The organism is Pseudomonas sp. LBUM1660 (assembly GCF_059695935.1).
On sequence record NZ_CP166795.1, the window covers coordinates 1,565,266 to 1,585,315 of the forward strand.

15 protein-coding genes are annotated in these 20,050 nt (G+C 58.9%); 8 read left to right on the forward strand and 7 right to left on the reverse strand.

What is annotated here, in order from left to right:
* Window positions 1-225: 225 nt before the first annotated feature.
* The gene (locus ACA068_RS07370; protein ID WP_497308769.1) at window positions 226-1,353 is read right to left on the reverse strand and encodes a branched-chain amino acid ABC transporter substrate-binding protein; all 1,128 of its coding nucleotides are present in this window, start codon (window positions 1,351-1,353) and stop codon (window positions 226-228) included.
* A gap of 350 nt (window positions 1,354-1,703) precedes the next feature.
* Here ACA068_RS07370 and ACA068_RS07375 point away from each other — a divergent pair, with 350 nt between their 5' ends.
* A complete protein-coding gene (locus ACA068_RS07375) occupies window positions 1,704-2,009 on the forward strand; it encodes a DUF2288 domain-containing protein (RefSeq protein ID WP_403098749.1) in 306 nt (101 codons plus the stop codon).
* Between the two features lie 296 nt (window positions 2,010-2,305).
* Here the strand turns inward: ACA068_RS07375 and ACA068_RS07380 are convergent, their stop codons facing one another.
* Window positions 2,306-4,501 carry a hypothetical protein gene (locus ACA068_RS07380; protein WP_497308772.1) on the reverse strand — a complete coding sequence of 732 codons (2,196 nt, stop codon included), beginning with the start codon at window positions 4,499-4,501 and terminating at the stop codon, window positions 2,306-2,308.
* 197 nt (window positions 4,502-4,698) lie between these two features.
* Here ACA068_RS07380 and ACA068_RS07385 point away from each other — a divergent pair, with 197 nt between their 5' ends.
* The gene (locus tag ACA068_RS07385; RefSeq protein WP_497308774.1) at window positions 4,699-5,595 is read left to right on the forward strand and encodes an NAD(P)-dependent oxidoreductase; all 897 of its coding nucleotides are present in this window, start codon (window positions 4,699-4,701) and stop codon (window positions 5,593-5,595) included.
* Here ACA068_RS07385 and ACA068_RS07390 read toward each other — a convergent pair.
* Both ACA068_RS07390 and ACA068_RS07395 read right to left on the reverse strand, forming a co-directional pair.
* Window positions 5,486-7,768, reverse strand: a complete 2,283-nt coding sequence (locus ACA068_RS07390) for a putative bifunctional diguanylate cyclase/phosphodiesterase (RefSeq protein ID WP_497308776.1) — start codon at window positions 7,766-7,768, stop codon at window positions 5,486-5,488. The genes ACA068_RS07385 and ACA068_RS07390 overlap by 110 nt on opposite strands.
* Before the next feature lie 132 nt (window positions 7,769-7,900).
* A complete protein-coding gene (locus ACA068_RS07395; protein ID WP_497308778.1) occupies window positions 7,901-8,266 on the reverse strand; it encodes a YkgJ family cysteine cluster protein in 366 nt (121 codons plus the stop codon).
* Between the two features lie 384 nt (window positions 8,267-8,650).
* On the opposite strand from ACA068_RS07395, the gene ACA068_RS07400 reads away from it, so the two are divergent.
* Window positions 8,651-10,000 (forward strand): spinster family MFS transporter, encoded by a 1,350-nt coding sequence (locus tag ACA068_RS07400; RefSeq protein WP_497308780.1) that lies wholly within the window; start codon window positions 8,651-8,653, stop codon window positions 9,998-10,000.
* Between the two features lie 162 nt (window positions 10,001-10,162).
* On the opposite strand, the gene rapA is transcribed toward ACA068_RS07400, so the two are convergent.
* Window positions 10,163-13,009 (reverse strand): RNA polymerase-associated protein RapA, encoded by a 2,847-nt coding sequence (gene rapA, locus ACA068_RS07405; protein WP_497308782.1) that lies wholly within the window; start codon window positions 13,007-13,009, stop codon window positions 10,163-10,165.
* Window positions 13,010-13,228: 219 nt separating this feature from the next.
* Between rapA and ACA068_RS07410 the strand changes: the two genes are divergently transcribed.
* From ACA068_RS07410 to ccoM, 3 genes are all read left to right on the forward strand, one after another.
* Entirely contained in the window at window positions 13,229-13,570 is a 342-nt protein-coding gene (locus ACA068_RS07410) for an aspartate-semialdehyde dehydrogenase (protein ID WP_403098763.1), read from the forward strand.
* Between the two features lie 72 nt (window positions 13,571-13,642).
* Window positions 13,643-13,804, forward strand: coding sequence for a hypothetical protein (locus tag ACA068_RS07415; protein ID WP_007935839.1), 162 nt, complete (start codon window positions 13,643-13,645; stop codon window positions 13,802-13,804).
* A gap of 144 nt (window positions 13,805-13,948) precedes the next feature.
* Window positions 13,949-14,062, forward strand: coding sequence for a cytochrome c oxidase subunit CcoM (gene ccoM, locus ACA068_RS07420; RefSeq protein ID WP_010462558.1), 114 nt, complete (start codon window positions 13,949-13,951; stop codon window positions 14,060-14,062).
* A 717-nt stretch (window positions 14,063-14,779) separates the two neighbouring features.
* Here the strand turns inward: ccoM and ACA068_RS07425 are convergent.
* Complete coding sequence (locus ACA068_RS07425) at window positions 14,780-16,255, reverse strand: inorganic phosphate transporter (protein WP_497308784.1); 1,476 nt, start codon at window positions 16,253-16,255, stop codon at window positions 14,780-14,782.
* 377 nt (window positions 16,256-16,632) lie between these two features.
* Window positions 16,633-16,833 carry a hypothetical protein gene (locus ACA068_RS07430; protein WP_007935837.1) on the reverse strand — a complete coding sequence of 67 codons (201 nt, stop codon included), beginning with the start codon at window positions 16,831-16,833 and terminating at the stop codon, window positions 16,633-16,635.
* 686 nt (window positions 16,834-17,519) lie between these two features.
* Between ACA068_RS07430 and pcaR the strand changes: the two genes are divergently transcribed.
* Window positions 17,520-18,362: a pca regulon transcriptional regulator PcaR gene (pcaR, locus tag ACA068_RS07435; RefSeq protein WP_010462552.1), complete on the forward strand. Its 843-nt coding sequence runs from the start codon at window positions 17,520-17,522 to the stop codon at window positions 18,360-18,362.
* Between the two features lie 128 nt (window positions 18,363-18,490).
* On the forward strand, window positions 18,491-19,837 hold the full coding sequence (gene pcaK, locus ACA068_RS07440) for a 4-hydroxybenzoate transporter PcaK (RefSeq protein WP_497308787.1): 1,347 nt from the start codon (window positions 18,491-18,493) through the stop codon (window positions 19,835-19,837).
* Window positions 19,838-20,050 lie beyond the last annotated feature (213 nt).

Below are 20,050 nucleotides of genomic sequence, written 5' to 3' on the forward strand. Positions count from 1 at the left end.
CTCCTAAAAACCTGATACGCATTTCACTGGTGGAGTCATTTTCCCGCTCGAGCCCCGTGGATCTGCATCCACTTCGAACGCGAGGTTTGCCAGCGAACCGCTGATGACGGTTTTGAGATTTTCAGGTGGGGAGACTGGCGGATCACGCCAGCGCGGCCCAATACATTCGTAAAACAAAGCCCACGGCACGCCGTGGGCTTTATTGGCAGTCAGTCAGGCAACGCCTTACTGAGGCTTGGCTTCAGTTTTTGGTTTGCCGAAGTGCCACTCGTAAACCACAAATTTGAAGTCTTTCAGGTCGCCCTTGTCGTCGAAGCTCAGGTCGCCAGTCGGGGTCTTGAAGGTGCCTTTGTGGATGGCTTCAGCCACTTTGGTAGTGTCTTCGGACTTGGCAGCCTTGATGCCGTCGGCAATCACGGTTACCGCCGAGTAGGCCGGGAACACGAACGGACCGCTCGGGTCTTCTTTCTTCGCTTTGAACGCGTCAGCCAGGGCGACGTTGGCCGGATCCTGGTCGAAGGATTTCGGCAGGGTTACCAGCAGGCCTTCGGAAGCGTCTTTGGCGATCTGCGAAATGGAGTCGTTACCCACGCCTTCCGGGCCCATGAACTTGGCTTTCAGGCCTTTTTCCTGGGCTTGACGCAGGATCAGACCCAGCTCTGGGTGGTAGCCGCCGTAGTAGACGAAGTCGACGTTGGCTTGCTTGAGCTTGGAGATCATCGAAGAGAAGTCTTTGTCGCCGGCGTTGATGCCTTCGAACACGGCAACCTTGACGTTTTTGCCTTCCAGGGTTTTCTTCACGGCGGTGGCGATGCCTTCACCGTATTGCTGTTTGTCGTGCAGAACAGCAACGATTTTCGGTTTTACGAAGTCGGCGATGTAGTTACCGGCGGCAGGGCCTTGGGCGCTGTCCAGACCGATGGTGCGGAACACCATTTTGTAACCACGAGCGGTGATGTCCGGGCTGGTGGCAGCCGGGGTGATCATGATCACGCCTTCGTCTTCGTAAATGTCCGAAGCCGGTTGGGTGGAGCTGGAGCACAGGTGACCGACCACGAACTTGACGCCGTCGTTGACGACTTTGTTCGCGACCGCTACCGCTTGTTTTGGATCACAGGCGTCATCGTATTCAACGGCGACCAGTTGCTTGCCGTCTACGCCGCCTTTGGCGTTGATCTGTTCGATGGCCATTTTGGCGCCACTGAACTGCATGTCGCCGTATTGGGCTACAGGGCCGGTCTTAGGGCCGGCGATGCCGATCTTGATGGTGTCAGCTGCGAACGAATGGCTGGCAACCCCGGCCAGAACCATAGCGGCAAACAGTTTGGAAATCTGCTTAGTAGCCTTAGTCATAGTGCTCCACTCTTACTGTTGTAGTTTTTATAGTCCTGGCGCCGTAGCAGCAGAACCGGGTCAGATATCTTCGATATCCTCCGGAAAATGCCCCCGACAACTGTACCGGTACAGTGTAGAGCGCCAATTGTCAGCCTGGGAAGCTGGCGCCGGGGGGCAAAACCTGAGGGTGTCGCTTTATTGAAAGAAAAAGACAGAATAGCGGCGGGATGTTAGCTGGCTAATTGCTTGATTCATCAGCATTCCTTGGCTTTTCTGCGCTTTTCGTTCGGTGACTCAATTGCATCCGGGTTTTTCTGCCGGACCACCGACGTTATCATTCGCGTCGATTTCTTTTCCGGACAGCGCCCATGAATCAAGAACCTAGCACCCTCTATGCCAAGCTGCTTGGTGAGACCGCATCTATTACGTGGAAAGAGTTGGAGCCCTTCTTTGCCAAGGGTGCCCTATTGTGGGTCGACCCCGGCCTGGATTTGATCGCCGCAGCCGAAGCTGTTGCAACGGATGAAGGCGAGAAAGTGGCTGCCTGGCTGGCTGCCGACAAGGTCGCCAAGCTCTCTGAAACGCGGGCGCTGGATCTTTTTGAACGCGATCCGCAGCTGTGGGCTGTGGTGGTTTCGCCTTGGATTCTGATCCAGGAAAGGGCGACGAGCTGACTGCCTGCGCTTTGTTGGTGCGCCTGGCGGGCGACTCAAAGTGTGTAGGTGAGTAGCGTGATGGCATGTTGCCGTAGAGAAAGGCCACAGAAGGGTCTTGGCGAGGGTGACGTAAACGTAACGGGAACAGTTTATTGAGCTGCCTTCGGGCTGCTTAATTGTTTCTGGATGTTGGGTTTTGTGGTGAATCCGATGCCGCCATCGCGAGCAAGCTCGCTCCCACAGTGGTTCGCATTCTTTCTGAAGGAACGCGATCCCTGTGGGAGCGAGCTTGCTCGCGAAGAGGCCGTCACTGACTAAGCAGTTCTACCGGTATGGTTATTCAGCGAAATAACCTTGGTCTTGCCAATCCGGTGACGGTAAATCTCGCGCAGGTACTTGATCGCCTTCTTCACGCAATCGCGCGACAGGCGAATGTCGTTGATCGACACGAACTTGTCCTTGTCGTTGATCAGCTCGCGGTACTTCTTCTCGTACATCGGTTTGATCGCGTACCAGTTGGTGTCGAGGATCTTCGCCGGGTTCTCGAACTCGTTCAGCAGGTCGTCGATCAAGTCTTCGTCGAAGTCTTCGTTGATGATGAAGTCGAGAATCGAGTTATCCAGGGTGTCGTCGAAGCGGTACGGGTTCTTCGCGAAGCAGCGCTTGATGAAGGCCACGATCAGCGTCAGGAAATCGTCCGACAGGCATGGGCTCTTGGCGATCAGCGTGGTCAACGACAAGTTGGCCGAAGCACCGATCACCAGCGCATAACGCTTGAGCGTGGTGTTCGGGAACAGGCTGTTGAGGTGGGTCTTCAACCGGTTCAGGTCCATGTAGGACAGCTTGTAGTCTTTCGGCAGCGAGACAATCGACACCACCGACGAGCAGTTCTTGAAGAAGTGCAGGTCGTGCAACGCGGCCGCGTCGTAACCGGAATTCTTGTACTGCTCCAGCGAAGCCCGATAGCGCTTGGACTCGATCGGCAACAGGCTGATGCCTTCGATCGCCTGGGTCACTTTGTTGAAGTGCGGCAGGTCGATGGAACGGAAGAACAAGTCGTCGATGTTCAGGCGCTGCGGTTCTTTCTCGAATACCTTGAACTTGTCGCTGCTCGGCGGCGGGGTTTCCGGCACCACGGACTCGGCGTAGGCGATCGCCACCGGGCCAGCCAGGCTCATGAACAAGTCATTGGCGTCGAGGCGAATGGTTTCGCCGATGTCGATGCCGGCGCGACGGAAATAGTTCTGGTCGTAGTCAGTCGTGACCGCTTGCGCCGTCAGAATGTTGAAGATCTGCTGCGAGATGTATTGGTTGGCGTGCTTTTCCATCGCGTTGACGTCGATGTTCTGAATGTTGCCGTCATCGCTTTCTTCGGCATACCGCATGATGTCGTTGGAGATCAGCATCATGGCGTTCCAGGGGCGGATCCGACCCATGACACTGGCTTCGCTGCTGTCTTCGTTGGCGAAGTTGTAGGAGAAGTCCCACTCTTCCGACAGGTATTTGCACAACAGGCGACCGGCGTTGATGTGCAACGCCTCGGACATTTCGCTGCGGTGGTCGGAAATGTTCGGCAGCACGCAGATGCCGCTGGTGAAGATCGGCTCGAAGACGAAGGAATGACCGCTCTTGCCGTCGTGTTCATCCATCGGCTTGGTGTCGAACGTCTTGTTCATGTACGAGTGCTGCTGGGCCAGGCCGAATTCCGAGGCCATGCCCGAACCGGTACCGCCGCCGGCACTGAAGATCGAGAAATACAGGCGCGACTGGTTGGCCTTGATCCCGCAGCTGTCGATCAGGTACGAGTGAATCATCTTCCAGTCAGGGCTGGAGAAACGCTGGGTGTCCTTGTTCAGGATGATCTTGGCCAGGTACTGACCGAGGATCGGCGCGTTACCGGCGCCACCGGCGTGGACTTCCGACAAGTCCATGATCTTCATTTTGCTGTAGTCGCGCAGGAAGCCGCTCTTTTCGCCCTTGCGCGAGAAGCGGATGCGACCGGCGATGTCTTTGTCCAGGTCGCCAAGCATCACCAGCGGCTCGACCAGGAACACCGGTTTGGTGGCCTTGTTCGGCCCCAGGCGCAGGTTGTTGCGGATCCACTGGGCCGGGCTGTAGCCCTTTTCGGCGTAGCGTTTGTCCGGCGACAGGCGATCTTCGTTGTTGAATTCGTTGAGGTAGAACTTGCGCGCGTTGTACACCAGTTCCGCGACGTCGAGCGCGATGTTGGAACCGCAACGTCCGAGGCCGATCAGGCACACCGAGGGAAATTCCTGATCGCTGTGCTGTTCGTTGTCGCCTTCCAGGTGCGGTGGGCGCGGGAACACCATGTCGCGCAGGCCATCGAGGTTATCGAGGATGCGGTCGGTGTTGGTTTCGGTGAAATACAGGTATTGCTGACTGGCCAGCGGACGTGACGGGATCAATGGCTTCGACGATGAGGGGCTGTTCGCCGCGGGGCTTAGTGTCAGGTCGGAAACCGTAGTGGCCGGATTATTTTTAGAAGTCATTGGGCGCCATGTACCTGGGCTGGTTAGCTCGGCGACACGGTGTCGTCGAACCTTCACGGAATAGGAACTCGCGACTTTTTTAGCGCGTATTTTGCCCAAGCGTCAGGGACAAAGCCTGAGCGTCGCTCGGGGGAATCCTTTCCTTAGTCATGAAGAATCGGCCAATATTCGGCGATCTTTAATCAAAAGGAGGCTAAATGATGTCAACCCTACCTTCGTTGAGTTTTGCCGGAATCGGCCTGATGGGCTTGCCCATGTGCCTGCGTCTGTTGGCGGCGGGGTATCCGCTGACGGTGTGGAATCGCAATCCGGCCAAATGCGCAGCGTTGGTCGAGGCCGGTGCCCGGCAAGTGGCAACGGCGGCTGAACTGGCTCAGCACGCCGATGTGCTGATGCTGTGTCTGGCGGACACGGCGGTGGTGCACGAGGTGGTTTTCGGCCCGGCAGGGATTGCCGAGGGGGCGAAAAGTGGTCAGCTGCTGGTGGACTTTTCCAGTCTGGAACCGACGGCGACGCGGGAAATGGCATCGGCGCTGGCCAGCCAATGCGGCATGCGCTGGCTGGACGCGCCGGTGTCCGGTGGGGTCGTCGGCGCCGAGGCCGGCAGCCTGGCGATTATGGTCGGCGGCGAAGCACCAGACCTTGAGCGAGTCAGGCCGGTGCTGCTGAACCTCGGTCAACGGGTGACTCACATGGGCGGTGTCGGCGCCGGGCAGGTGACCAAGGCCTGCAATCAGATGATTGTTGCCTGCAATGCGCTGGTGATTGCTGAAGTGGTGGCACTGGCCGAGCGCTCCGGGGTCGACGCCAGCCTGATCGCCGAGGCGCTGGCGGGAGGGTTCGCCGATTCAAAACCGCTGCAGATCCTCGCCCCGCAAATGGCCGAGAGTCGCTTCGAACCAGTGAAGTGGCACGTGCGCACGCTGCTTAAAGACCTAGACACCGCGGTGAAATTCTCCCGCGAACAGGGTTCGGCCACGCCGATCAGTGGATTGGCCGCACAACTGATGCGCCTGCATGGGGGGCAGGGCTTTTTGGAAAAGGATCCGTCGACGTTAGTGCGGATGTACCGTAAGCCAGATTCAAGGGACTGACGATGCGCAGGTGTTTGCGCTGGTTGATTTCGTTCAGCACCCCAGGCAATTCGGTCAGAGGCACTGGACGGCTGAGCAGATAGCCTTGAACAAAGTCGCAACCCTGGCGTTTGAGGAAGTCATATTGCTCGATGGTTTCGACGCCTTCGGTGACCACCTGCAGATGCAGGGTGTGGGCCATCATGATTATGGCCTGGACGATTTCCATGTCCTGGGTGGCCTTGGGAATGTCCTGGATGAAAGAGCGGTCGATTTTCAGAGTGTTCAGGGGCAGGCGCCGGAGGTAGGCCAGGGATGAATAGCCGGTGCCGAAGTCGTCGATCGACAACGAGACTCCGAGGGCGCGAATCTGCCGCAACAGCACCAGGGTCTTGGCAAGGTTGCCCATCAAGGCGTTTTCAGTCACTTCCACTTCCAGCCGTTGTGGCGCCACCCCGGTGACGCGCAGGGCGTGCTCGATTTCATCGGCCAACTCTTCGCGCGCAAGGTTCAGGGTCGAGCAGTTCACGGCGATCTTGAGGTCTTCGCACCCCTGGCGGGACAGTTCGCCAAGGTCTTCGCAGGCCTTGCGCAAGACCCAGTTGTCCAGTTCGGCGATCAGGCCGTTAGCCTCGGCAATCGCAATGAATCGATCCGGTGTCAGCAGCCCGTGAACCGGGTGTTGCCAGCGAATCAACGCTTCGAGTTTGGTGACCAGGCCGGTTTTCAGGTCATAGATCGGTTGGTAATACAGTATCAACCCGTCGTCTTTACGCAGGGCGTCGCGCAATTCTTCTTCGACTTGCAGTTCCAGTGTGGCGCGGGCCCTCATGTGTGGACTGAAAAAATGCAGCCCGTTGCGCCCGCTGCCCTTGGACTGGTACAGCGCCAGGTCGGCGTTTTTCAGCAACTCCTCGCAGGTCGTACCATCTTGCGGAAAAACGCTGATGCCGATGCTGGTGGTCATGACCATGCTGCGCCCGGCCAGCTCGATCGGGTCTTTCATTTTCAGCATGATGCGCTGGGCCATGTTCCGGGCTTCTTCAAGGTCATGCAGGCCGATGAGGATGCAGAACTCGTCTCCACCGAAGCGCGCCACCACATCGTCGTGGCTGCGCACCGTGCCCTTGATGTGGCTGGCCAGGACCTTGAGCAATTCATCGCCGGCGTCATGGCCGAGGCTGTCGTTGATGCGTTTGAAGTGATCGATGTCGAGGAACATCACCGCCAGCATGCCGCCTTCATTGGTCTTTTCGAGCAGTTTTTCGGCGAAAATCTGGTTGAAGCCACGGCGGTTGATCAGGTTGGTCAGCGCGTCGTAGTGCGCCACCTGTTGCAGCGACAAGCGCGCCTGATCCAGTTGACTGAGCAGGGTGTTGACCCGCTTGAGGTCCGAATCCTTGTGTTGCAGCTTCTTGTCGGCCAATGCCGCGCTGATGCTGCTGCCGATGATCAGCAAGGTCATCACCGCCACCGTCAGCCCCAGTTGCAGGTGGTTGTTGTCGCTGGGCAGCGGCTGGGGACTATCGATGGGAAGCACCAGGTTGAGCGCCGCCATGCCGGTGAAATGCATGCTGACGATGCCGGCTCCGAGCACCAGGCTAGCGGTGTATTTGAGCAGTTGATGAACCACGCCGCTGCCTTCGCGCAGATGACGGGAAATCAACAGGGCCGCCAGGCTGGCGCCAATCGCGATCACGATAGAGAGGGCGAACAGGGCGGGGTTGTAATAAGCCGTCGCATTCGAGCGCATGGCGGCCATGCCCACGTAGTGCATGGTCGCGATACCCAGGCCGATCCATACCGCGGCCCGCAGGGTTTGCCAGAAAGTCAGATGAGGATGGCTGAGGGTATGCATCGCCAGCCATGAGGCCGTCAGTGCAAACAACAACGAGATCAGGGTGATGGGTAACTGGTAATGGATTTCGATCGGGACCTGGAAGGCCAGCATGCTGACAAAGTGCATGGCCCAGATACCGCCCGCCAGGCACCCGGCGCCGATCCAGCGCCAGAGTCGTTGGGACGTGGATTTTTCGGCATGGCCGACCCGTTCGGTGATGTCCAGTGTGGCGAAGCCGGTCGCACAGGCGACCACATAAGCCAGCAACACCAGAAAGGGGTTATGGGAGCAATTGAGGATGACCTGGCCGGTCTCAGGCAGTTGAGTCGTGAAATATAAAGCAGGCCAATCCATCGGACGCCTCGTATTTGTCCCTGCCGACACCATGAACCCTGGCGAATGTGGTGGAGTATAGAAGTCATACAAAGAGTGCAAGCCGTGGTGGCATATTGCTCTCGATGATTTTGAAATTAGTGGGCTCAGGTTTTAGGCAATTTGCTCATAAGGGAGTTCGAACTCCGGTTGCAGAGCCGGCAGCCCAAAGGCTGCCCGCGCCGCGTCGCAATCCACATTTGCCTCGCCATTGGCCCAAGATGCGTCGAACTCCCGGCAGGTACTGGAGCGCTGATCGTAAATCGAGCACTGCACGGTGTTGCCGACCTCGCCGACCAGCCCGACGCAGCGAGTGGGTTTGCAGTCCGTGCCCAGCATGGCCACCCGGCTGGGGCTGATGGGTGCGACAAGCTCGTCAGGCACCGTTCCCCCGGCCGAGGTGCATTCACCCCAGAAAAAAGACACGCGAAAATGAGAACAGCAGGCACCGCAGTTCAGACACGGACTGGCTTCGGACATGGGCGATAATCAAAGGAGGGATGGGGGACACGGTGGGGTGGACAAGGCCGCTATTCTAGGCTTCGCCGTGGACTTGGGAAGGGGGGCGCAAAGGTATTTTTCAAGGCGACCAGCGGCGGTGAAAACACCGACCTTAGTCACACTACAAATCCCTTGTCGGAGTTAGCCTGCTCCGGGCGGTGTTCCGACGATTGCGGTCTGACATTCAAAGAATCTGGTGACTGATAAAAAGCTATCGCTAGCAGGCTAGCTCCCACAGGTAGGGTGTTGCGCCATGGGCTGGTATCAGCATTACGAATAATTACAGACAGCTCCAGCGGGCCTGACTAGATTGGAGGTTCCGGGGACAGCGAGGCCCCAATAACAATAAAAGAGACGGACCCCATGCAGAACTCGACCCAAGCGGCGAATGCCTGGCGCATTCTGTTCCTGCTGTTCCTGGCCAACCTGTTCAACTTCTTCGATCGCACCATCCCGGCCATCATCATCGAACCGATCCGCATGGAATGGCACCTCAGCGACTTTCAGTTGGGGATCATCGGTACTGCATTCACCATCGTTTACGCCATTGCCGGCCTGCCGCTGGGGCGCATGGCTGATACCGGTTCGCGCAGCAAACTGATGGGCTGGGGCCTGGCGGCGTGGAGTGGCCTGACGGCGGTCAATGGGCTGGTGGGCAATTTCTGGGCGTTCCTGATCGTGCGCATGGGCGTCGGCATCGGCGAAGCCAGTTACGCACCGGCTGCCAACTCGCTGATCGGCGACCTGTTCCCGGCTCACCGTCGCGCGCGGGCCATGGGCATTTTCATGCTCGGCCTGCCACTGGGCCTGCTGCTGGCGTTCTTCACCATTGGCGCAATGGTCAAAGCATTCGACAGCTGGCGTGCGCCGTTCTTCATCGCAGCGGTGCCGGGGCTGATTTTGGCGATCTTCATGTTCTTCATTAAAGAGCCGAAGCGCGGCGCGGCGGAAACCGTGCAGGTCTCGCAAGAGAAAGTCGACAAGCCGATCCGGCGAATTCTGGCGGTGCCGACCTTTCTTTGGCTGGTCATGGCCGGGTTGTGCTTCAACTTTGCTACTTATGCCTGCAACTCGTTTCTGGTGCCTATGCTGCAGCGTTACTTCCTGATGCCGTTGCAGGAAGCGGCGGTGGCGACCGGGGTGATCGTCGGCGTGACCGGTTTGTTCGGGTTGACGCTCGGCGGCTGGGTCGCCGACAAGATTCACCAGCGAGTGGCCAGTGGGCGACTGCTGTTTGCGGCGTTCAGCCTGATCGTCTCGACTGTGTGCACGGCGTGGGCGCTGCATGCCGGGCGGATCGAGATTGGGGTGTTCGTGGCGGTGTTCAGTGTGGGCTGGCTGTTCGCTTACAACTTCTATACCTGCGTTTACACGGCGATTCAGGATGTGGTCGAACCGCGCTTGCGGGCCACGGCGATGGCGCTGTTCTTCGCCGGCTTGTACTTGCTGGGCGGTGGTTTGGGGCCGGTAGTGGTGGGCGGTTTGTCCGACCACTTCGCGCATACGGCGATGGCTGCGGCAGGCGCCGAGCAGATGACCGAGGCGTTCAAGGCGGTCGGATTGCATGACGCGATGTACCTGATTCCGGTGGCGCTGTTTTTCACCATGGTGTTTCTGTTTTTGGCGTCGCGGTGTTTTGTTCGGGATGCGAAGCGGATGAAGGAAGGGTTGGTCGGGGTGGTTGAGCCTGAGGTTACAGCGGCGACTGCATAAACGCCTTCGCGAGCAAGCCCGCTCCCACATTTTGAAATGCATTCCAATGTGGGAGCGGGCTTGCTCGCGAAGGGGCCATCAGCATCACCGGATAGATAACTGGCAATAAAAAAGGCCCGCATCACTGCGGGCCTTCTTGTTTCAGCGGTGGAGCAGGGCGGTTTAACCCGCCACCAACACCCGAATCGCTTCCAGTCGCAACGCGGCTTTATCCAGCATCGCCAAACCTTGCTCGCGCTGTTTGCGCAGGGCAACCAGTTCACTGTCGCGCACGGTTGGGTTGACCGCTTGCAGTGCGGTCAGGCGCGCCAGTTCTTCGTCCGTATCGGCCGCCAGACGACGTTGCGCTTCGGCAACCCGCTCGGCGTGACGCGGGAAGATTTTCTCTTCGCCGGCGTTGATCCGTGGCGTCAGCTGATCGCGCTGGGCCTGGATGAACTTGTTGGCGCTGGCGCGTGGCACGCTTTCCAGCTGGTCGTTCAGGGTTTCGAACGACACTCGGCCCGACAGGTCGTTGCCATTGGCATCGAGCAGGCAGCGCAGGGCGGCCGGCGGCAGGTAACGGCCCAGTTGCAGCGAGCGCGGCGCAACCACTTCGCTGACGTAGAGCAGTTCCAGCAACACGGTGCCCGGTTTCAGCGCCTTGTTCTTGATCAATGCCACGGCGGTGTTGCCCATCGAGCCGGACAGCACCAAATCCATGCCGCCCTGCACCATCGGGTGCTCCCAGGTGATGAACTGCATGTCTTCGCGAGACAGCGCCTGGTTGCGGTCGTAAGTGATAGTCACGCCTTCTTCGTCGCCCAGCGGGAAGCTGGCGTCGAGCATTTTTTCGCTCGGCTTGAGGATCAGGGCGTTTTCCGAATGGTCTTCGCTGTCGATACCGAAGGCGTCGAACAGGGTTTCCATGTAGATCGGCAGGGCGAACTGATCGTCTTGTTCGAGAATGTCCTCGACCAGCGCATCACCTTCGCCCGCGCCGCCGGAGTTGAGTTCCAGCAAGCGGTCACGGCCGGTGTGCAGCTCGGCTTCCAGACGGTCACGCTCGGCACGGGCTTCGTCGATCAGCGCTTGCCACTCGCCATCGTCGGCATTTTCCAGCAGCGGCAGCAGGCGCGGGCCGAACTGATGCTGCAAGGCGTTGCCGGTCGGGCAGGTGTTAAGGAACGCGTTCAGCGCCTCGTGGTACCACTGGAATAGCCGTTCTTGCGGACTGGTTTCCAGGTACGGCACGTGCAGCTCGATGATGTGCTTCTGGCCGATCCGGTCCAGACGACCGATACGCTGCTCCAGCAGGTCCGGGTGCGACGGCAGATCGAACAGCACCAGGTGGTGCGAGAACTGGAAGTTACGACCTTCACTGCCGATTTCCGAGCAGATCAGCACTTGCGCGCCAAACTCTTCATCGGCGAAATAGGCAGCGGCACGGTCACGCTCAAGAATGTTCATGCCTTCATGGAACACCGTGGCCGGGATACCGGAGCGCACGCGCAGGGCGTCTTCCAGGTCCATGGCGGTTTCGGCGTGGGCGCAGATCACCAGCACTTTGGTGCGCTTGAGCATCTTCAGTTGATCGATCAGCCACTCGACGCGCGGGTCGAATTTCCACCAGCGTTCTTCTTCATTGGCGTCCGGCTGGGCCTGGAAGCTGACTTCCGGGTACAGCTCGGCGTGATCGCCCAGCGGCAGTTCGAGGTATTCGTCCGGGCACGGCAGCGGGTACGGATGCAGTTTACGCTCCGGGAAACCCTGCACGGCGGCGCGGGTGTTACGGAACAGCACGCGGCCGGTGCCGTGGCGGTCGAGCAGTTCGCGGACCAGACGGGCGCTGGCCTCGATGTCGCCATCGTTGACGGCGGCCAGCAGCGCTTCGCCTTCGTTGCCGAGGAAACCGTGAATGGTCTTGTGCGCTTCAGGCGACAGACGCCCCTTGTCCAGCAACTCCTGGACGGCTTCGGCCACCGGGCGATAGTTTTCGCTCTCGGCGCGGAAGGCGTGCAGGTCATGGAAACGGTTCGGGTCGAGCAGGCGCAGACGCGCAAAGTGGCTGTCCTGACCGAGTTGTTCCGGGGTCGCAGTCAGCAGCAAAACGCCGGGAATGACTTCGGCCAGTTGCTCGACCAGCGTGTATTCAGGGCTGGCCTTGTCTTCGTGCCACACCAGGTGGTGCGCTTCGTCGACGACCATCAGGTCCCAACCGGCGGCGAACAGCGCGTCCTGGGCCTTCTCGTCTTCCACCAGCCACTCGAGTGCAACCAGCGCGAGCTGGGTGTCTTCGAACGGGTTGGCGGCATCGCTTTCGATGAAGCGTTCTTCGTCGAACAGCGCGACTTGCAGGTTGAAGCGGCGGCGCATCTCGACCAGCCACTGGTGCTGCAGGTTCTCCGGCACCAGGATCAGCACGCGGTTGGCGCGGCCCGAGAGCAGTTGGCGATGGATCACCAGGCCGGCTTCAATGGTTTTGCCCAGGCCCACTTCGTCGGCCAGCAGAACCCGCGGAGCGATGCGGTCGGCGACTTCACGGGCGATGTGCAATTGGTGCGCGATCGGTTGCGCACGCACGCCACCGAGGCCCCAAAGCGCGGACTGCAACTGGCGGCTGGTGTGTTCCAGGGTGTTGTAGCGCAGGGAGAACCAGGCCAGCGGGTCGATCTGCCCGGCGAACAAACGGTCGCTGGCCAACCGGAACTGAATGAAGTTCGACAGTTGGGTTTCCGGCAGGGTGACCACTTCGTTCTGCGCGTTGAGGCCGTGGTAGACCAGCAGGCCATCGACGTCGTCGACTTCCTGGACGGTCAGTTTCCAGCCTTCGAAGTGAGTGATGGAGTCGCCCGGCGAAAATCGCACGCGGGTGAGGGGCGCATTCCGTAGCGCGTACTGGCGAGTCTCGCCAGTGGCCGGATAGAGCACGGTCAACAAGCGGCCGTCCTGTGCCAGAACGGTGCCTAAACCCAGCTCGGCTTCGCTGTCACTGATCCAGCGTTGCCCCGGTTGATACTGCTGCGCCATGCTGCCTGACTCCCACCTTGAAAAAGCGGGCTATCTTAACGGAATGAGGGCTTCAGGGCCAAAGGACTCTCATAAAAACTCGCACTCTTACGTTAGCCCAGCGACGCGATGCTTGCAGGTCGGGGCACCAATCGGTGCCAAACCGGTCACAGTTTGCGACCGATGGCTCAAGTCGCCATCCCCGCAGCCGACAGCATGCTGACAGGAGACTAAATAATTATGCTGCCACCGATGCTCCCCTTGAGTGCCGTGCCGATCACGTCACAGCAGGACCCGATCCGTCAGCGCCCGGATATTCCGCCTGTCGTGCCGGTGCAGGAAAGCTCCAACGAAAGCACCATCGACTTGCAACAACGCGACCCCGAGGAAGCGGCTTTTCAGCTGCGCGAAGAACAGCGGCGCAAGCAGGAGCGGGAACGGCGGCGTCGTGAAGCCGATGAGGACCCGGAGGAGCATCTCGCGGTACCGGGTGTCGAGCTCAATGCCGACAATACCGTGCCGGTGGCGCCGTTGATGGAAGATCAGCCGCGCCAGGGGTTGTGGGTCGATATCCAGATTTGAGGTTGTGGCTGGTCAGCGCTGCCGTGAGACCGCATTATTGTGACAACCCTGCCATACGATGTACTGAGCACCATGAGCCAAGACGACAAGCTGATTGATCTCAATTCCGAACGCGCCAAGCGGGTTCATGACCTTAATGAAAAGCGTCTGAATGAAGTGCGGCAGGCGTTTGAGCAGGCGATGCCGTTGGGTAAAGCCAAGAAAAAGCCGAAGAACAAACCGAAAAAGCGTTGAAATACCCTGCATCGGTTGATGTAGGTCAGTTATTTCCCCTCCTTTACGCCCTGTCTTGGGCGACATTGATCCCGGTCAATTTTCTCTTCTGCCTGATTGGTTAACTTAGCCCTATCGCAACAGGGCAAGTGCAGGAGAGCCGTCATGTTTTTCGACAACGTGGTGATCGCCGGGGTGCTGACAGTCGGCCTCATGGTTCTGTTTTTCGCAGGGTTCGGATTTTTTATCTGGAAGGATTCGCATAAGCGTAAACCGTAGTTCTTTCTGGATGTAATGAGCACGCAAGGCATTTTGGGCAACTTCGGTTGCCCTTTTTTTTGCCTGCGCCTTTTACTGATGTACGCAGTTCAACCTGAGCGAGGCTTGCCCGCGAAGGCGGCCTAGTAGCCGACCTATTTCTCTGAGCTATACATATCCATTCCTGCGGTAACGGCCACTTATGGTTTCGCTCTTACAGCGAGTCCCTTTTTCAGACGCCGGAGTGCCGGCCCAGCAAAAAGGAACCAAAAGGCTTCGCCCCAACGTCCGGCCCCTCGCTAAGGCTCGGCGTTCCTTCGCTCCGGCATTCATCTGGGGGCATCGCCTCCGGTCGGCTTCGCTCGACCTCCTCTCGATGTGTGCGGCTTCGCCGCACGGCGCTACGCGCCCACCCCCCAGATGAACGCCTCCACTCAGCCTCCCGACGGGGCGGGCAGTTCAAGATCAAAAGCTGCAGGCGAGCTAACGCTCGGCCTGTTGAGTGGTGAGGAGCGAAGCGTGCACACCGAATCCTTGTAGGAGTGAGCCTGCTCGCGATGGCGGCCTGACAGCCGACCAGTTTCTTGCAGATGTGCCCAGTTCCCCTGTGGGAGCGGGCTTGCCCGCGAAGGCTTCCTCATGGGCAACCAACTCTTTTGACAACTACGAAGGCCGAATTTCAGGCAATAAAAAAGGCGCGAACCTCACGGAGCGCGCCTCTTTTGTCGCAGCGATGTATCAGTTGCCCAGTGCCTTCGACGCCAGCCAGAACAAGCCAGCCGACAGGGTCACTGTCGCGGGCAGGGTCAGGACCCAGGCCAGCAGGATGGTTCTCACGGTGCCGCCTTGCAGGCCGCTTTTGTTGGCGACCATGGTGCCGGCAACGCCTGAGGACAGGACGTGGGTGGTGGAGACCGGCAGGCTGAAGATGTTGGCCATGCCGATCAGGCTCGCGGTGGTGATCTGTGCCGACATCCCTTGGGAGTAAGTCATGCCCTGCTTGCCGATCTTCTCGCCGATGGTCAGCACCACGCGTTTCCAGCCGACCATGGTCCCCAGGCCCAGGGCCAGGGCGACCGCCAGAATCACCCAGAACGGGGCGTATTCGGTGGTGGTGGTCAGGTCTTTGCGCAGTTTGTCCAGGTCAGCCTTTTCACGGGCAGCGAGGCCAGGCAGCTTGCCGACTTTCTTCGCCGTGTCATCCAGGCAGAGCAGGTAGCGACGCACTTCGATGCGGCTTTCCGGCGACAGGGAGTGGTAATCCGCCACACCTTTAAGGGTGTCGAGCAGGGCGGTGATGGTCGGTTCGGTCTGTTGCGGGTTGCAACGGAATTTCTCCGGCAGATCGCCTTCCACGCTTTTGCCCAGGGCCAGGTATTCGCCCAGGGTGTCGGCGTTGCGCTTGTAGAACTGGCTCAAGTGCAGGGTCGCATCGCGGGTCCGTTCGATCTGGTAGGTCGTGCTGCCCAGGTCGAGTACGAACTGCGCCGGCACGATACCGATCAGTACCAGCATGATCAGGCCGATACCTTTCTGGCCGTCGTTGGAACCGTGCACGAAGCTCACGGCCATGGCCGAAATGACCAGCACCAGGCGGTTCCAGAACGGCGGGTGTTTCTTGTCGTCGATCTTGCGGCGCTGTTCCGGTGTCTTGTGCATCTTCGACAGGGGACGCCACCATTTAAGGCCGATAAGTATCAGAGCTGCGACCAGGAAGCCCGCCATTGGCGAGAACACCAGGGACGCACCGATGTCGATCGCTTTCTGCCAGTTCACGCCATCGGCCAACGGAATGTCGTTGATCAACGCGTTGGCCAAGCCGACACCGAGGATCGAACCGATCAGCGTGTGGGAACTGGAGGCCGGAATACCGAAGTACCAGGTGCCCAGGTTCCAGGTGATGGCGGCGGCGAGCAGCGAGAACACCATGGCCAGCCCGTGACCGGTGTTCACATTGATCAGCAGCTCTACCGGCAGCAGGTGGACGATGGCATACGCCACGCCGACACCGCCCAGCAGCACGCCGAGAAAGTTGAACACACCGGAAAAGAACACCGCCAGATGAGGCGGCATGGCTTTGGTGTAGATAACGGTGGCCACCGCGTTAGCAGTGTCATGAAAGCCGTTGATGAACTCGAAGGCGAGGACAAAGGCCAGGGCGAGCAAGAGGCTCACAAGCACCCAAGCATCCAGTCCGCTGAATAAATCGATCATGAAGGTTTTCTGACCCGGTCATAAGGGGGCGCGATTATGCCAGAAAAGACTGCTAATCGATGCACTAGGTGCTCATCGGTAACATTCTTCAACGAATTAGTTTGTGACGATAGCCTGTCCCCGAGGTTTTTACCGGGTTTTGCAAGTCATTGAATTCAGATGAAAAGGCCGCAGCCGCAAGGGTTTCTCTCGTGAGGCCGAGAGGCTTGAACACTTGTGTGAAATATCTGAGAAGAGGGTCAGGCAAGTGCCATTTGCCTCATCGGTAGGGTGAGGTGGCCGCTGCCCGCTTGTAGCGGGCGCGAAAGGCATCATCAGAACACCCCGCTTTTAACGGGTGCCGATGCAGACCCTTGAAAGGATTCAGGCCGAGGTGATTATGGCTCTTCGGCTTTGAGTTCCTTTTCCATCTTCTGCAATTCCTGGGTGAATGCCTGATCCTGAACGGTGGCGCGTTTACGCCAGGGTTTGCGTTCGGGTTCGGGCTGAGCGGCGTAGGTGGTGACTTCCCCGCCGTAAACTTCCTTGTAACGTTGTTCCTGGCGCTCAAGTTCCGCGCGCAGTTCGTCTTTCGTCACAGTGCTACCTGTATGAGTTGAGATAAATTCTGGTGAAACGCACTGCAGGAATCTATTGACCACACTCGTCGAAAGGACAATGCCTGAAAAAGCATCGTTTTTTACGGCGTGCGAACAATACTTCCATGTTGCAGGCGGCCACGGCACCAGAGAAAAACAGCTGACGTAGCATCAGTTACCTGTTTCAGCGAGCGTGTTGGCGGAGCATATGAAATGAGCGTCAAGCGCTTGCTGCGCGCAGCGACGATAGAATACCGGGCTGCGGAGTAGCGTAATCGGCACGTAAAAACCGCTTCGCCACTGAGGTGCATTATAGCGGTCGATCCGAATAACACTATCTCTTGAGAGTTAAAAGTAGTTCTACCTGTGTGATTGTTTTGTTACTCGCAACTTTCAGCGGTAACTACGGTGTGGATGATGTCACCTTGCGACGATGTCTTTCTGACGCCATAAAGTCGAACAAGTTACCCCGATTACATCGCCCTTTAAATCAGCGACCCAACAAGAATAAAAGCATGTAGTGGGCACCGCGAAAATCAGGACGCGCAGGTTGGTATTTCCGGTGACGCCGATTGCGATTATCGGTCGATGGTTCGATAATCGCCCAATCTTGCGACCTGTGGCTTGTGTGCAGGACCCGAAGCCGAATTTAATAGCCGCTGATCCGTGTAGGAAAAGGACCTGATATGAACGATCAAATGCGCAATTCCTTCGCTTCAGTGGCGCCGCCGATCGTGGCCTCGCCCGCCAAGCGAATCCAGGCCCTGACCGGCGACCCGGATTTCATGACGTCCCTGGCCCGGGGATTGGCGGTGGTTCAAGCGTTCCAGGAGCGCAAACGGCACCTGACCATTGCCCAGATCAGCCACCGCACGGAAATCCCCCGCGCCGCTGTACGACGTTGCCTGCACACTCTGATCAAACTCGGCTACGCCACCACCGACGGTCGCACCTATTCGCTGCTGCCCAAAGTGCTGACGCTCGGCCATGCCTACTTGTCCTCGACGCCTTTGGCGGTGTCCGCCCAGCCGTATCTGGACCGCATGAGCGAGCAACTTCACGAGGCCTGCAACATGGCCACGCTGGAGGGCGACGACATTTTGTACATCGCTCGCTCGGCAACCACCCAGCGCCTGATTTCCGTCGACCTGTCGGTGGGCGGGCGGTTGCCGGCCTATTGCACGTCGATGGGCCGGATTCTTCTCGCGGCACTGGACGACACGTCGCTTCGTGAATACCTCGACCATGCAGAGTTCCAGGCCAAGACCAGCCGAACCTTGCACACCCCCGAGGCGTTGCTCGAATGCCTGCAGGAAGTGCGGCAACAAGGCTGGTGCATCGTCGATCAGGAACTGGAGCAGGGCCTGCGTTCGATTGCCGTTCCGGTGTACGACGCTTCGGGCCAGGTGGTGGCCGCGCTCAACGTCAGTACCCACGCCGGACGGGTCAGCCGCAACGAGCTGGAGCAGCGTTTCCTGCCTGGTTTGTTGAGCGCCAGTCGTGACCTCAGCGCCCAGTTGTTTGCCTAAGCTGTTCGATAAACGCACAGAGTCGCGTTTATCGAATTGACGCTGTTTCCCCTGGATCATTACTGTCGCGGCAGCGCCAGCCCCAGGCTGGCACCTGTCCGACTGCGTTCTTGCGTGGAATAAAAATAATGAACCAGCCTCAGTCTGCTGTAGGGAACTGCCTCGATGTGCAGTCCTTCATCAATGCTCAACCCATTTCGCGCTACCAATGGCGAGTGGTGATCCTGTGTTTCCTGATTGTTTTCCTCGATGGCCTCGATACCGCGGCCATGGGCTTCATCGCGCCGGCCCTGTCTCAGGACTGGGGCATCGATCGGGCGAGTCTCGGCCCGGTAATGAGTGCCGCGTTGATCGGCATGGTCTTCGGCGCACTGGGCTCCGGTCCCTTGGCTGACCGCTTTGGGCGAAAAGTCGTACTGGTCGGCGCGGTATTGTTATTCGGCGCTTTCAGCCTGGCCTCGGCGTACAGCACCAACGTCGATCAACTGCTGGTGCTGCGCTTCCTCACCGGTCTGGGCCTTGGCGCCGGCATGCCGAACGCCACCACCCTGTTGTCGGAGTACACCCCGGAGCGCAAAAAATCCCTGCTGGTGACCAGCATGTTCTGCGGCTTCAACCTCGGCATGGCCGGTGGCGGGTTTATCTCGGCCAAGCTGATTCCGGCCTTCGGCTGGCACAGTTTGCTGCTGATCGGTGGGATTCTGCCGTTGATCCTCACCGTCGTGTTGCTGTTCTGGCTGCCGGAGTCGGCGCGTTACCTGGTCGTGCGTAACCGCGGCACCGACAAAGTGCGCAAGGCCCTCGCACCGATCGATCCGACCGTCGTCGCCCAGGCGTCGAGCTTCAGCGTGCCGGAACAGAAAACCGTGAAGGCGCGCAACGTGTTCGCGGTGATCTTCTCTGGCACCTATAGCACCGGCACCTTGCTGCTGTGGCTGACCTACTTCATGGGGCTGGTGATTGTTTACCTGCTGACCAGTTGGCTGCCGACGCTGATGCGTGACAGTGGCGCGAGCATGGAACAAGCGGCGTTCATTGGGGCGCTATTCCAGTTTGGCGGGGTGCTGAGCGCAGTAGGCGTGGGCTGGGCGATGGACCGGTTCAATCCGCACAAGGTCATCGGCATTTTCTACCTGCTGGCCGGGGTGTTTGCCTACGCGGTAGGACAGAGTCTGGGCAACATCACGATTTTGGCGACGTTGGTCCTAGTGGCCGGGATGTGTGTCAACGGTGCGCAATCGGCGATGCCGTCGCTGGCGGCGCGGTTTTATCCGACTCAGGGGCGGGCGACCGGGGTGTCGTGGATGCTCGGGATTGGCCGGTTCGGCGCGATTCTCGGGGCGTGGATGGGCGCGACGCTGCTTGGATTGGGCTGGAATTTTGAGCAAGTGCTGACGGCGCTTGTGATTCCGGCGGCCGTGGCGGCCACGGCGGTGGTGATCAAGGGCATGGTCAGTCATGCGGATGCGACCTGACAGTCTGATCCGGATTCTTTGGCGCGTTTGATGGCCTCTTCGCGGGCAAGCCTCGCTCCTACAGGAATGATGATGTCCGTGATTTCGCGAACACCACCAAACCGTAGGAGCGAGGCTTGCCCGCGAAGCCTTTAAGGATCGGTAGCGAGACAACAATCTGTTCGATAAACGAACACTCAGTCGATTATCGGATTGTTTGGCGTTTTGCACAGG

What these genes read in the sequence shown, in the direction of transcription:
- ACA068_RS07370 (WP_497308769.1), bottom strand. Translation starts at nt 1,353, where the DNA reads ATGACTAAGGCTACTAAGCAGATTTCCAAACTGTTTGCCGCTATGGTT.
- ACA068_RS07410 (WP_403098763.1), top strand. Translation starts at nt 13,229, where the DNA reads ATGCTGCCACCGATGCTCCCCTTGAGTGCCGTGCCGATCACGTCACAG.
- ACA068_RS07425 (WP_497308784.1), bottom strand. Translation starts at nt 16,255, where the DNA reads ATGATCGATTTATTCAGCGGACTGGATGCTTGGGTGCTTGTGAGCCTC.
- ACA068_RS07375 (WP_403098749.1), top strand. Translation starts at nt 1,704, where the DNA reads ATGAATCAAGAACCTAGCACCCTCTATGCCAAGCTGCTTGGTGAGACC.
- ACA068_RS07390 (WP_497308776.1), bottom strand. Translation starts at nt 7,768, where the DNA reads ATGGATTGGCCTGCTTTATATTTCACGACTCAACTGCCTGAGACCGGC.
- rapA (WP_497308782.1), bottom strand. Translation starts at nt 13,009, where the DNA reads ATGGCGCAGCAGTATCAACCGGGGCAACGCTGGATCAGTGACAGCGAA.
- pcaR (WP_010462552.1), top strand. Translation starts at nt 17,520, where the DNA reads ATGAACGATCAAATGCGCAATTCCTTCGCTTCAGTGGCGCCGCCGATC.
- ccoM (WP_010462558.1), top strand. Translation starts at nt 13,949, where the DNA reads ATGTTTTTCGACAACGTGGTGATCGCCGGGGTGCTGACAGTCGGCCTC.
- pcaK (WP_497308787.1), top strand. Translation starts at nt 18,491, where the DNA reads ATGAACCAGCCTCAGTCTGCTGTAGGGAACTGCCTCGATGTGCAGTCC.
- ACA068_RS07415 (WP_007935839.1), top strand. Translation starts at nt 13,643, where the DNA reads ATGAGCCAAGACGACAAGCTGATTGATCTCAATTCCGAACGCGCCAAG.
- ACA068_RS07380 (WP_497308772.1), bottom strand. Translation starts at nt 4,501, where the DNA reads ATGACTTCTAAAAATAATCCGGCCACTACGGTTTCCGACCTGACACTA.
- ACA068_RS07385 (WP_497308774.1), top strand. Translation starts at nt 4,699, where the DNA reads ATGATGTCAACCCTACCTTCGTTGAGTTTTGCCGGAATCGGCCTGATG.
- ACA068_RS07400 (WP_497308780.1), top strand. Translation starts at nt 8,651, where the DNA reads ATGCAGAACTCGACCCAAGCGGCGAATGCCTGGCGCATTCTGTTCCTG.
- ACA068_RS07395 (WP_497308778.1), bottom strand. Translation starts at nt 8,266, where the DNA reads ATGTCCGAAGCCAGTCCGTGTCTGAACTGCGGTGCCTGCTGTTCTCAT.